Annotated in this window: 7 protein-coding genes; 1 reads left to right on the forward strand and 6 read right to left on the reverse strand. The window is 38.7% G+C overall.

From position 1 onward, the window contains the following. Positions 1-274 precede the first annotated feature (274 nt). The 6 genes from BM156_RS08290 to BM156_RS08320 all read right to left on the reverse strand — a co-directional run bounded on the left by BM156_RS08290 (position 275) and on the right by BM156_RS08320 (position 12,229). Positions 275-3,727, reverse strand: coding sequence for a discoidin domain-containing protein (locus tag BM156_RS08290; protein WP_170846897.1), 3,453 nt, complete (start codon positions 3,725-3,727; stop codon positions 275-277). A gap of 500 nt (positions 3,728-4,227) precedes the next feature. Continuing rightward, positions 4,228-5,103: a discoidin domain-containing protein gene (locus BM156_RS08300; protein WP_093919355.1), complete on the reverse strand. Its 876-nt coding sequence runs from the start codon at positions 5,101-5,103 to the stop codon at positions 4,228-4,230. 39 nt (positions 5,104-5,142) lie between these two features. After that, positions 5,143-7,023: a RagB/SusD family nutrient uptake outer membrane protein gene (locus BM156_RS08305; RefSeq protein ID WP_093919356.1), complete on the reverse strand. Its 1,881-nt coding sequence runs from the start codon at positions 7,021-7,023 to the stop codon at positions 5,143-5,145. A gap of 21 nt (positions 7,024-7,044) precedes the next feature. Next, a complete protein-coding gene (locus tag BM156_RS08310; RefSeq protein WP_093919357.1) occupies positions 7,045-10,449 on the reverse strand; it encodes a TonB-dependent receptor in 3,405 nt (1,134 codons plus the stop codon). A gap of 91 nt (positions 10,450-10,540) precedes the next feature. Beyond that, positions 10,541-11,560: a FecR family protein gene (locus BM156_RS08315; RefSeq protein WP_093919358.1), complete on the reverse strand. Its 1,020-nt coding sequence runs from the start codon at positions 11,558-11,560 to the stop codon at positions 10,541-10,543. Between the two features lie 78 nt (positions 11,561-11,638). Beyond that, positions 11,639-12,229 (reverse strand): RNA polymerase sigma factor, encoded by a 591-nt coding sequence (locus BM156_RS08320; RefSeq protein WP_093919359.1) that lies wholly within the window; start codon positions 12,227-12,229, stop codon positions 11,639-11,641. 193 nt (positions 12,230-12,422) lie between these two features. Here BM156_RS08320 and BM156_RS08325 point away from each other — a divergent pair, with 193 nt between their 5' ends. Continuing rightward, complete coding sequence (locus BM156_RS08325; protein ID WP_093919360.1) at positions 12,423-14,249, forward strand: alpha-L-fucosidase; 1,827 nt, start codon at positions 12,423-12,425, stop codon at positions 14,247-14,249. Positions 14,250-14,607 lie beyond the last annotated feature (358 nt).

Below are 14,607 nucleotides of genomic sequence, written 5' to 3' on the forward strand. Positions count from 1 at the left end.
TCTTCGGCCATTTTATCAATCGGGGGGCTTCTGGCCGTGACAGCTTACTACATTAACCCCCAAGTCATCGGCCATAATGTAGATGACATTTGTATGGTCCTGTGCTGATAACAGATTTTGAACAATAAGTAGTAAAAGGGAGAGGATAGAAGTTAATTTTTTCATTGATTTACTTTATACGATTTGTAGTTTTATTTTGCCTTGTAGTCTAAAAATCAATACCTACACTATCAGTTTGATAGGCAGGTATTAATTTTTCTTATTGAAATGAATTTTATTGTTTTACTACTTTTAATCGATATACGGTTCCTGCTTCATCTTCAAGATGCAAGAGGTATAACCCGCTTTCTTGTTGCGATAAGTCGATCGATAATTGCTCCGAATAGCCGCTTACAGTTCCATTTTTAACCACTTGCCCGTCGATGGAGTAAACCTGATATTCGAGTGATTTAAATGAATTACCCGATAAAACAGAAAGGTTTATTTTTCCACTTGTCGGAATCGGATATGCCTTAATATCGTTGGAATATTTTTGCACCTCAACTCCAGTCGTGCTGGGTAGGCATCCCGTAAAAACCAGTTCAGCCACGGAAGTGTGTGGGTTCCCATCAGCGGCACTATTTGCAACTAGTTTAACGTATCTTCCTGTCAGTCCTTCGATTTTGATTGTTTGTGGTGCATTTGAATTCGGGAAGGTTCCTTTTGAAATAGCTGATCCCCAGTTGTTTTTATCACTGGTAACATAAAGTTCATAGTCCTTTATCCGACCATTTTGAAGATCTTGACGTGGATAATATTCTATTTTTTTCAAATTGTATTGATCTCCAAGATCCAATTGAATTTCGTGAGGGTGTACAGGATTGCTGCTAACCCACTCAGTATGCCAAATAGTTGATATGTCGCCGTCAATAGCGTTGGTAGCAACCAGGGACCTTGACGCTTTAGTTTCCTCACTGTCGACATACATCAAACTAATTTTCTCAGTTGGTACTATTCCCGGATTAGTGCAATCGTAAATTGAAGGAGCTTCTTTCACGGTAAGCATCGACTCAACGGTTTTTGTGAAGGTTTTACCATTTTGGGTTACATTCATAGTTACATCATAAACTCCCTTGTCAAAAACGGCTTTAGGATTGTGCGAATTGGCATCGTTAATGTAAAGTGGAGCAGGATTGAATTCCCATAACCAGGTAGCTCCTGAATGGTTAAGTATGGAGTAGTCGTTAAAATAAACAGTATCGTTCATGTTTCTTATAATCGGTGTTTGACACACCGGGCTTATAACGGGGTCAAATTCCGGTTCCTGTAAGGGGCTTTCCCATACTCCACCATTTCCTCCAACTCGCATTTTGGCATCGCGGAAAAATGGTATTCCAAGGTTAACTGTAAAGGCCAATGGAAATCCTTTCGAAAAATCAATCCAAACAACATCAGATTCTTTCCTGTAATAAACTTCTGCAGGGGTGGTTTTTCCTGCACTGCTGGTAACAAACAGGTAAACCAGATCTTCACCACTTTTAGTTGGTTGAATAGCGAGGGTTTTTGTGGCTTTTCCTCTTATGTTACCCGACCAGTCGATCCAAGTATCACCCCCATCAGTTGATTTGAAAACTTTGCCACCTTCTGCGACTCTTCCGCCGTTTTGCTGGCAGGCGTATATTACATTCTCATCGTAAGGAGAAATAACAAAAAATAATTTACCTTTCCAGTAGTTATTTCCATACATTCCAGAGGTCAAGGCCGGTTTATGCTCCCAGGTCACACCTCCATCTGTACTTTGATATAAGCCTTGGTTAACAATATCTACATAAAGTACATCCGGGTTTTTGTGGCTGATTTGGAGGTATCTTACTTTTTCACCAAAGTCATGTAACAGATCGAAGTTGATGCCTCCATCCGGGCTTCGCCAAAGACCGGTTCCTTCTCCCAGATAGATAACGTCATAGTAATTTGGATGAATAATTACATTGCTTCTTTTCTGACCATATTCATCCATGTTTGGGTGTTTGGTGAATAAGAACCGGCCTTCCTCTATTTCGTCTGCTGTTTTAGGTAATATAAAACCGTTTCCAAGATCTTTAAACACCACATGGCGACTTTTCCCTTTTAATACCCAACCTGTGGCTGATTCAGCTCCTCCCATGCGGAGGGCTTTATCCCCATACCCTTCACTCATTGCCGTATTGCCATTATGATAACGGCCTCCTACTATAATGTCTTCATTCCATCCCTGGTCGAATCCCCAGAATTGGGAGCCAATTATACCCTGAAGTCGGGCAGAGTGGCTTGAAGGTGACGTAAATACGTCGTTGGAGAAATTCATACCTCCATCGGTTGCTATCCAAGTTTCATCGTTGGGCAGAATTTTCATGTCCTGAATGTCGGGATGAATACGAAAGGTTCCACTGTAGCCCCCGGTTTTCTCGAAAGTAACTCCTCCGTTGGTCGACTTAAACAAGGTGGTTGTACCGGCAAATATTACATCCTCATCGTTAGGCGATACTTCCAGTACAAGGTCGAAATATCCTTGTCCATTATCCATGCCAAATGCTGTAGTTTTACCTGTTGCAAGTAATGTCCACGTGTATTTAGATCCATCATGAAGGCCTTTATATAAATATGGAATTCTGTCAGTAGAAAGCATTACTGCGTACAATGCATTGGGATTATCAGGAGTTACAGCAAGCATGGCTCCGGCCTTAATATCTACTTTTGGGAAAGAATTCATCTGTTTAAAGGAATTTCCTCCATCGCTTGAATAAATGAGAGCATAGGACGATCCGTCTATTGTTATGGCATAGATAACATTGCTGTCATCTGGTTTAATTTCGATGTCGTATACAATTGCACTGCTCTTTTTAGACCAAGATAATCCCTTATCGGTACTTACATAAACCCCTTCGTCAGCTGCAGCTACAATTTTTGAGGGATTGTTATAATCAATTTTTAATCGGTTAGCACTAAATAAATTTTGGCTGGACAGAGCCGGCATCCACGATTGGCCACCATCATTGGTTATGTGAATTTGTTTAGCTGCAGAAACGTAAACCGTATCTGTATTTTCGGGATGAATGGCGATAGCCTTAATACCATTGCCAAAAACATAGTCTTTCCCCACTAATTCCCAGGTAAGCCCTTTGTCGGTAGTTTTGTTTACATACCCGGTTTCGGTGCCACAGTACAAAATATCTGGATTTGCAGGGGTTACGTCAAATGAATATACATTTGCCTGCCATGGTACCGGTACTCGTTGTGAAGAATTAGCACTTTTCCACCATGTTTCTTTTGGCCCCAGAAAGGTCCAGTCGGCGTTCGATTTCGGGGCAGATTTCAAATGAGTTGGTTTTTGAGTTTGCAACAAGTAAAGGTTTTCCCGGAGTTTTCCAATATCGGGGAGTGTAATTGTACCATCGTTTTCAACATAGGGCTCAACAACCTGCCGCCAGATTTTATAAAAACGAATAATCGGGCTTTTTTCTTTTCCGTTTAGCCGCTTATAGTCGTTGTAGGCCCTGTTAAGTTCATAGTAATTAATGGGGTACCGGTACAACATTTTTGCCCATTCAGGGTAGCTGTCGTCGTAGGCAGGTTTATAACTTTTGGTAATTCCTGGCAACTCATCATAAGGGGTATATGCAGTTTGTGCGAATGTACTGATATTTACGAGTAGGATGCTTTCTATTATCAGAATCAGTTTCAAATACCTGATTTTAGCTTGTTTAAACATGGTTTTAATTATTATTGTATGAATATTTACGAGCAACAGCATTATTAATATTACTGTTAGACACATTCCTTCCCAATATAATAGAACTTCAACAATTGTAGTGACAGATACCAGTTTCGGTATAGTCTGATATTATCGGTGAAGGCATAAATACAGATGCAATCCTTGACTGCATCGTTAACTCATCTCATCAAATCGATTTGAAAGGTGAGTCCATGAGAAAAGGGGGTTTTAAAGAGTGAGAATTAAAACTCTTGTATAATTGTAATATCATTCAAAAATGTACGGTTTCAAATCGAAAGGTGGCGTTCTAACCGAAATAACCATCGTCCAGGCAGATGCTGTACTTCCATCGATTATTAATAAATTAGACAGTATAGACAGGTCCGTGATATTGAATAACAAGAATGATCCTGGCCTATAAGAAAGCCAGTAATCATTCTTGCCTTAAGCTAACTCATAACCGATTTTTTCGAAATAGCATGGGAAGGATGGTATGGTTAGTATTCTTCTTTGTAATCAGGTGATTCCGGATTAATAATCTGTAGCTCTACGTTATAAATTTCCATCTCACTCATTGTCCAGAATTTATGGCCTTTATTTGTCTTATTCACAGAATACCTGAGATATCTAAAAGGCTGGTTCGATTTATATGTCGGAGATCGAAACCAGTCTGTTTGTGTTGTTGGTAAGCCGTCTTTTTCTTTGGTCAGATTAATAATCAAAAACCAGTTCTGCCCATCCATACTTCCCATAAGGTCAACATCAACTGGCTTCCCTAAATCCTGATTTGTTCGCGGAAACCAATTTATTTTAAAGGCTTTGACCTCTTCCTGGAGATCAAAATTTAACCATGCAACATCAGGAACATCTCCACTCCATCTAGCGTGATAGATTGTTTCATCATTATCATCAAAAAGATTTGTGGGAGGATTTTTCCCTCCATCCATAATTGAATTACCGGTTATTTGTGTTTCAGTGAAATCTATTTTTTCTTGAGATAAGAAAGTCTCTTGAACTGGGGCATGACCAGATATTCCTGTATATTCCTGTGAATCTCCTGGTGTCCGGGTAAAACTGTAGGGGGTTAGTGTAAATTGGTAATCACCATATTTATATCTTGTACCATCTACAAGTAGAGAGTCACCACTTGAAAGGTTGATTACGTCTCTCTTCTTACGGTGGTCAAAATAGCTTACTTCTATATAGTGAATATTCTCGTGATCAGTTGGCATATCCCACCGTAAAACAATTTGCCCAGGTAAGGAATCTGAATGTACGTTACTTATATCTGAAGGAATAACATTTACAGTTTCATTTTTCTCACAGGCAATAAAGAGAAAAGGTACGATTAAAATATATAGTAATTTCTTCATCTGTTTTTCATTTTAGTTGTGTTAAATACAAGCAAAGCCTTAATATCCTGGGTTTTGAACCAAGTTTGTGTTTACATTAATATCCTTGATTGGTATAGGAAGCAAGTAATTTGCGGGCTTAAATACACGATTAAAAGGTATTTCTGTAACATTCACATAGTTCTCAACGTCATCGGCTTCAGTATTAAATCCATTATGTTTTTTATTGAAGGTTTCTTCGGCTAACATCCAGCGTCTCATATCCCAAAAGTTATGATTTTCTAAATACAATTCAATTTGACGTTCCTGTCTTACAATCTCACGAAGTTTATCCTGACTTAGTTCTGCTATAGTGCTCCAGGCTTCTTCAACAGTTGGAATCCCTGCACGTACTCGAACCTTGTTTAGATATTTTTTTGCATTAGCTAAATCGTTTACTTCAACACATGCTTCAGCCATAGTAAGATAAAGCTCAGCAAGCCTAATAACTGGCCATGGATATTCAATAGGACCTTCACTGCTTAGTTTTGTTCTGTGTGATGGATCGCAACCTTTTTTGTTTAGAAAACCAGAGGGGTTGTAGTTATTTGTTCTGTTTCCTCTTCCGCAATTCCCATTTTTCAACATAGAGGTCACTAGCCGGGAGTAGTTTTCTCCTTCGATGATTGATTCCTGAAAGTCTGGATCATCTTTATAGGCACCATTGGATGTAGCAGACATTAATTCATAATATCCTCCATGAAAAGATACCCAAGCATAAAATCGGGGTTCTCTATTTAGATTATAAACTGCCGTTTTCTTTCCTGGTTGAGCTATTTTTTCATCTTTTTGTTCTACAGTAATTACACTAAAGCGATTGGCATAATCATATTCAGGGTCTTCGTTTATCGGTAGTCCATTTTCGGTGTAAAAACGATCTAACATAGCTAAAGTGGGACCTACTCCATTCCAAGAAGCCTTTGATACAAATGGGCGAGACTTATTTTGTAAACCATATGTTCCTTCTTTACGAGTATCTGCCCAAAGGATTTCGGAATTAGCAGGTTCAATAATATTATACCTCAAGGTACGTATTACAGGATCATCAGGGTAACCGTTCTCTCCATAATTGTTATTTGTGTATAAAGCATAGTTTTCTGATTCTGCTGTCGTGATTGCATCGAGAGTTGCATCTTTTACCAACTGCCACTTTTGTGGATCAAAGCTATTGGGAAAAAGAGGAGTCCCATCATCATTTTTGATATCATTATATTTTGAGTTCCCGTTAAATAAAGGAGATGCAGCGTACAAAAGCATTCTAGTCTTTAGAGCCTTTGCTGCAATACTTGTAGCTAATCCATATTCCTCTCCAAATCGTTTGGCTGGTAAGTTGGTAGCAGCTTCATCAAATTTATCGACAACAAATTGTACGCACTCATCCAAGCTGCTTCTGGTTGAAAAGTCTTCTGGAGGTGTATTGACATCAGGTTCTTCTTTTATCAAAATACTGGGGCCGTAGCACTTGATTAATAGAAAATGATAGTATGCGATTAGGAAGTCTGCCTGAGCTGTATAATCTTTTATTAATCTTTCGGAAAGTCCTGGCACGTTTTGTACATTATTTTTCATTATATAGCACTGTCTCAGGCCTCCAAATAAGGTGTTCCAGTATGAAATAACAGGTGTTGTAGCTGTGTAATTCCCTTTTGGAAATTTAGCAAATGTTTCGTGTTCAAAGGCCGTAATTACTTCATCACCTGTCATCAAATCAAGGGATGCTGACCCAGATCTAGGGTTGGGTAAGTATGAGTAGCAAGAGTATAGAAATTTCTGTGCCGCTTTTTGATCCTTAAAGGCATCTTTCTCAGTAGGCCTTTCATCGGGAACAATGTCTAGATAGTCGCAGGATGATATTCCCAATAAAATAAAAGCGAGTATTATTGAATATATTGATGTTTTCATCTGTTTTGTATTTGGGTTTAGTTATAAATTAATTTGGAGTCCAACATTAAAGGAACGCTGTGTTGGGTAGCGTAAACCAGAACCTCCACCTTGTTCCGGATCCCAGTGTTTAAATGACGAAAATGTTAGTAGATTCATTCCGCTAACATAGAAACGTGCTCTTTTGTAAGTATAGCCAATTTCTGCATTTTTTAACTTTAAAAATGAGGCATCGCGTAGCCAAAAGTCAGATGCGGCAGAATTGTTGCCGTGTCCAATTTTTGTGAGACGAGGATAAGCGGCATAAATATTTTGATTGTCAGGACTCCAATGATCATCTGCAATAAACTGAAGCACATTATGGCTGTTTTGTGTTCCAAATGGATGAAATCCGGACATCATCAATGAAGTATTTGTCACGCCTTGGAAAAAACAGGAAAAGTCGATGTTTTTATATTTGATGGAGGGACCGAAACCATAAACAATTTCTGGAACAGTAGGATGTCCCATGGTTACTCTATCATCGGAATTTATAATTCCATCATACTCTCCATCTGCATTGGGCTGGTCTATGTATTTTATATCTCCGGGAGCAACATTTTCTGAAATTTGCTGATCGGCACTGTTGGCTATATGATTCCAGTCAATAAAGAGATTATCCGATACATACCCTTCTATTCGGTTTAAATAGCTACCAACGCGTCTCAAGTGAGGGTATTCCATATAAGAGGGCTCATCGTAAGCGGTAATCTTGTTACGAGCAAATGTAAATGTTCCTTTAAATTGGACAGTCCAGTTATGGTTTAGTATTTTTCCATAATCAACGGCAAGATCAAGTCCTTGATTTCGTACGGCTGCAAAGTTTCCAAACACCTTTGTGTCAGATGTTCCGAGGTAGTTTGGAATAGTTGCTTTTTGTTGAAAAATATTTTCCCGATTTTCCCTGAAAAAATCGGCAACAATATTTATATTTCTAAATAGTTGAAGATCTGCACCAATATTTAGCTTTTTACCAACTTCCCATGTGATATCGCTATTGCTATATCGTACATATTTGGGACCAGCCAATTCTGTTGTAGTTGAGCCATAGCCGGTTTGATATTTGTTACTCCCGCTCAAATTGATATCTGAAAGATATACAAAACGGTCACTGCCAATTTGATCATTACCAACTAATCCATAGGAAGCTCGGAATTTTAGGTTAGATATTGTATTGCTTAATGGTTCAAAGAAAGCTTCACGAGATATGTTATAGCCAACCGCGATGGAAGGGAAAAATCCCCAACGATGGCTTTTAGCAAAATTTTCAGATCCATTATAACCTAAATTTACTTCGAACAAGTAGCGGTTGTCATATCCATAAGAGACACGTGCGGCCATTCCTTGTTTACGCTTTGGCAGCGAGGCCATAAGATTGTTTGCTTTATTGTTTGCTAGTTGATCTTGATTGTAAAGTAACATTGCGTTTACATCATGTACTCCAAACTTTCGGGAATAATCAAAGTAAGTTTGGAGATAGACACGACGGTTTCCGCTAATTTCACCAGAAGTAGAAAGTACAGGATCATTTTCTTCTCCTTGAGCTTCAATGGTGTAGGAATAGCTTCCATCTTCATTCATTATATAATCCGTTACTCGGTAGCCGTTATACCCCTGTTCGCGTTTTGTCGTTGTTGAAGAATTGTTGCGAAAAGAAACCAATGCCTTGAATTGTAGTCCTTTGGTTAGTATGTCGAGTTTTTGCTCGAACTCCAAGTTAGCTGTTATATTACTATTAAATGAATCTTCGTACCCTTTTACTAATTCTGCAAGTGGATTTATTCCAGAAATTCCTTCTGAGGTTCCTCCCCATTTTATCCAGGAGTCGTCTTCATTGCGTGGATACATTACTGGGAAAATTACAGGACTTGTATTAATAACTGATGAAAATAAACTTTTGGTATCTTTGGATGGAGAGCGTTTGGTTTGGAGTTGTGTGTTCAGTTTAAGACCAACTTTGGATGTTTGAGATAGCTTTAAATTAATGTTGTTTTGAAACACATAGCGGGATAGATTAATGTTGTTCTTATACGAAAAGAATTCACTACTTCGTCCTCTCAACATTCCTTCTTGATGATTGTATCCTACATTCATGAAATAGTCAAGTTTTTTTCCTCCTCCTCTCACATTGAAATTAATGTTTTGAGACATGGAGGACGATTTGAAAATTTCATCATACCAGTTTACATCAGGAAAAACATACGGGTTGAGCCCTTGTTCTGTTCCGTTTATTTCTTCATTGGTGTATAGTCTATCGCCCAATGACTGGTTACGTATAGCCTCATTAAATAAATTCATATATTGGGGAGCTGGAACAAACTCTGGAGTAGTAGTAGGAGTATTTATGGTATTTTCTATTCGTACATTAATAACAGGGCGCTTCATGTTGGCACCACTTTTTGTTGTTATTATCAGGACTCCATTTGCACCTCGAGTACCGTACATTGCAGTAGCAGTTGCATCTTTCAAAATTGAGAAACTTTCAATCGTTTCAGGCGGAAGCGCATTCAAACTGGATTTAGAAGATTCAACGCCATCGATTACAATTAAAGGATCTTTAGCTCCACTCAGAGTTGATATTCCTCGGATGTAGAAATTAGCCCCATCAGCTCCTGGTTCTCCGCTTCGCTGGAAAGCAATTACTCCAGATAATCTTCCAGCAAAAGCATTTGAAAGGTTTGTTGCAGGAATAACTAAGTCATCAGGGCGTATACTTTGAATAGAACCAACGACACTCTCCTTTCTTTGAGCAGTGCCAAAAGCTGTAACAACAACTTCATCTATTCCTTTGGTTTCTGCTATCATTGTGACATTTATTGTGTTTTGATCAGAGACTTCAATTTCTTGAGATTTCATGCCAATAAATGAAAACTGCAGAACAATGCCCTCTTGTTTTGCAACTCTTAATGAGTAGTTCCCATCAGAATTGGTTATTGTTCCTTGTGTGGTACCTTTTATGACAACGGTTACTCCAGGAAGAGGTTCCCCTGTAGTATCTTGAACTTTTCCTTTTATGTTTAGAGGTTGTTGTGTGCTTGTTCGCTTACTTGTAGTTAGAATGATTTGTTTGCCGATTATCTGGTAATCTATTCTATTGCTTGTAAGTAGTTTATTCAGAATGTTTTCGATGGCTGTGTCTTCAAAGTTGACTTTGACCTTCCGAGTAAGGTCAATTTGGTTTTTATTGAAGATAAACCGAAATTCTGATTGACTTTCAATTTTGTTGAGCACATTTTCAAGGCTTACAATTTCATGCTTTAGAGTGATTTTTGCACTTTGAGAATACCCAGTTGAAGCAGCTGTTTGTAAGATACTTACCAAGGTAAAAAATAAGGCTAGGCGCATAACTTTTAATGTTTTTGAAAGAACATGGCTTTTCCATGTTCTTTCCCCATGTTTTTTTTTCATAAATTTGGAGTGTTTAGTAATAGTTAAATAACTGTCTATATGCTAAATGTAAGAGGAAGTGTTGCGAGCATTTCCTCTTTTTTAGTTGCCTTCATTTTTTGGAGATAATGAGTCTTTGTGGTTTTCCCTTTTCTGTTTTATTTTGGTTTTGATTAATTAATTCGTATTTGATTGGTAATGCTAAAGACATATAGTTCAATAAATCGTCAATTGGGCCAATTTCGATATCGGCTCTAAATAGTTGGTTATCTATGTCTTTGGGGTTTAGTTCAACTTCTATATTGTAATAACGTTTTATTTTACGACATACTTCTTCTAGGTTTTCATTACTGAAAACCAATCGGCCTTTTTTCCAGGCTGTGTAGTTACTTGCATCTACATTCGATAGGACAATTTTATTTTCTTCCGATTGAAATTGTAGTTTTTTATTGCTGCTAAGTTGTTCTTGAAATTGTTTTTCATTGCCAGCAACTTGCACTAAGCCTGATAATACAACGACTTCGGAAATTGGATCGTCATTGTAGTTTAATACGTTGAATTGGGTTCCTAATACACGAACCGTAATGTCGTTCATTTCTACGGTAAATTCGTTTTTTGGATCACGTCTAACGTCAAAAAAAGCCTCTCCATTAACGCTAACACTCCGAGCTTGATTAAAGTCCAGATTGTAAGCAATGGATGATCCACCGGCAAGCCAGCCACTGGATCCATCAGGTAAGGTAAACTTTGTTCGTGTTCCTTCTGGGCAATGCAGCTCCACAAGCTTATTTGTATTTTGAGTGCGTAAGCCAGCTTGGTAGTTCAGTGTGAAAATCAAAATTAAAGGTAAAAGCAAAGATGCAGCCGCTGCCGATATGCCTATGAGGAGTTTCCTTTGCTTTTGATTTTTTTCAAATAGAATATCGTATTTGACTTTATACAGTATATGCTTTAAGTCAGCTGCAGGAACGCTATTATCTGATAAAATATGATGCCATTGGTTTTGCTGGTAATCTTCTGTTTCCTGCTCCTTCTTTTGCTTTCCAAGATAATCCGTAACTGAGGATACTGAAGAGAAAGAGCGTTTCCCTTCAAATATATTTTCAAAATCTTTTTTCTTCGAAGTTGTCATTTTGTTGTCTTTTTTCACAAGCAGATATACACTAAAGACAAGTTCAAAAAAAAAAGTACTATGTTTTGAGTGAAAAAATTAGTAATAAAATAAAACGAGGAATAGGGTATTGGATAATCCAGTTTCTTTGGCAGCCTTTTTTAGAAAAGCAACAGCCGATGTGATTTGGTTTTTTACAGTTGCTTCTGAAATATTGAGGTAGTTGGCAATCTCTGAGATGTCAAGCCCTTCTTTTCGGCTCAGAAGAAATATTTCTTTTCGTTTTGGAGGTAGCTGGTTAATCAGTTGGTCTACTTTTTTGATGACAGATTCGTAATCTAGCTCATCAGCATCAGCTTCTTTTTCAAAAAGGTAGTTCTGAGCAATCAATTGTTTGTGCTTTTCCTGAACCAGCTTTTTATTGAAATAGTTTCGGATGTTATTTAAGGCAATCTGGTAGAGGTAAGATTTAAATGCTTTTTCCGAGCGAATTTCCTTTTTGTGCTTCCAAAGGTTTAGAAAAACATCTTGCACAATCTCTTCGGCTTCTTCTTTTAAATCGAGGTATTTATTGACAAAGTAGAATAATTTACCGGCATACAGTCCAAATAGTGTTTCAAAAGCAGCTGAATCACCGGCTTTTAGTTTTTGGATTAGCTCTAATTCGTTATTTGGTTGTCTGTTTGTCAACTTGGTTTGTTTAAATCAGAAGTGTGCTTTTTGAGTGGCTAAATATAAAGCATCTGGTTAGAAGTTGGAAATGGCATTGCGGCTTTTTATACTCACACAGCTTAGCTCGAATCGTGAATCCCTCCTTTTTTCTTTTGCCTACTGTAAAATGTGGCTATTTTTGAGAATATCTATTTTCTCATAAAACTAGCTCATGATGAACGCTAAAATGAATACGGTGTGTTTCCGTCTGCTATTGATCTTTGTTTGTTCCTTTTCCGTCGGTTCTTTGTTTGCCCAAAAGCAAACCAATGAGCGGGCCAAGTGGTTTGTCGATTCGCGGTTTGGCATGTTTATTCACTGGGGGCTCTACAGTGGGGCTGAAGGAATTTGGAAGGGAGAGAAGTTGCGCTATGATAACGACTATGCTGAATGGATTTTTTACAGGAACCAAATTGACCGGGAGGAGTATGTGACTTTGCTGGACCGTTTTGATTGGGACAGTATTGATCCGGAGCAATGGGTGCTATTAGCAAAGAAGGCCGGCATGAAGTACATTACACTGACTGCCAAACACCATGATGGTTTTGCGCTGTGGGATAGCCAAATTGGAAATTATGATTTAGGAGATTTAACAAGTCCGAAACGTGATATTGTCAAAGAGCTTGCTGAAGCTTGTCAGAAGCATGGCATAAAACTGGGCTTGTATTACTCGCATTGGGTGGATTGGGAACATCCAAATGGCTGGAACCATGAGCGGGAAATTGCAGGAATGTCGAACGAGGAATATGATGTCTATTGGCAAGGGAAGGTGATTCCTCAAATGCGTGAGCTACTGACCAATTATGGTGAAATTAGCATGATCTGGTTTGACATGTGGATCAATCATTCCGAAGCAATTGTGAGTAAAAAACAACTTCTGCAGTTGAAATCCTTGATTCGTGAGTTGCAGCCAAACTGCTTGGTTAACTCGCGATTGGGCTTGTCAATTGAGGAAGATCAGGATATTGACTACAAGACTTTGGGTGATAATCAACTGGGGGATAAGAAAGAAGATTTTCCTTGGCAATCACCGGCGACTGTTGCTCATTCTTGGGGATTTCACGCGATGGAAGAGCAATGGAAGTCAACCACAACTTTATTGCATTCATTAATCAATAATGTGAGTTTGAACGGAAACTTCATGCTGAACATCGGGCCGAGAGCGAACGGTGATGTTCCTTATGAGATTGCGCAACGCTTGGAAGAAATGGGAAGTTGGCTGGCTGTTAATGGCGATGCAATATATGGAAGTGGGGCCTTCGATTTGGACAAAAATCAGCACGATTGGGGAAAAATTACCTGTAAAACTACGGCTGATGGAACAACGAAACTTTATCTGCACGTTTTCAACTGGCCATTAAACAAGCAACTTCAGGTAACCGGAATAACAGAGGCCCCTCAAAAAGCTTATCTCTTGGCTGATAAACAGCAGGCTGCTCTTCCTTTTGATTTTGGAGAGGTTCTTACGACGATCTCATTGCCACAAATGCAACCAGATCCTTATGTTTCGGTTGTGGTGTTGGAGTACGATAATTATCCGGAGATTGCAGAGGGCTTGGTCGCTGAAACCGTTTATGGCGGGTATTCACTTACCCCCGAAAATCATGTTTGGGCTGAAGGAAGCCAGGAGCTTGTTCAACCTCAGAAGTATGGATCAGTTCCACAGCACCTTGCCATTGAACAAACAAGTCGTTATCGCTGGCGAGTTTTTGTTGACGAGCCAACAACCGTTAATGCTGATGTTTCCTATAGTTTTCAAAGTAAAAAAGCGGGCGGAACCTTTGTTGTCCGATGCTTAAATGGGGAAACAGTAGAGACCAGTATCGATCCAACCGGTCAAACAGTAGGAGAGCCCCGCTCTGATTGGCATATTGATCGTTACAAGTCGAAACGGGTTGGACAACTGAGCTTTTCCAAAGCTGGTTATTACGATATTGAATTGGAGGTCAACCCAGCTAAAGGTGCACCGGTTGATTTTCAATGGCTGTGGCTTCAGTAGAAATTGTAAGAGAATAAACGGGAAGTTTCAAGTTCAATATTCAGGGAGGTTGAGTGATTGAGCGGGTAGGTGATTAAAGGCAGTTTAGTCTACCTTTTTAATCATTCAATCTTTTTACTTCCCAGTCGTTTCTTCTTTCTATTTTTAACCTCAGGTTGAAGTTGTTCAAGGAACTGATATTTTACCTCCTAGCTTTGATTCTAAAAGTTTGAATATATGAGAATATGAAAATCTATTGTCCTTAATGGAAACTTCAGCATAAAGTCGTTCGAGTTTGAATTTATAGGTTCCCAACTTGCTAGAGAGTTATAGACATTATTAAAAAATGGCTTGATGGGAGGAGGGGTGAGAAAAAATG

It is taken from the genome of Sunxiuqinia elliptica (assembly GCF_900113005.1).
In the GTDB taxonomy this organism is placed as follows: domain Bacteria; phylum Bacteroidota; class Bacteroidia; order Bacteroidales; family Prolixibacteraceae; genus Sunxiuqinia; species Sunxiuqinia elliptica.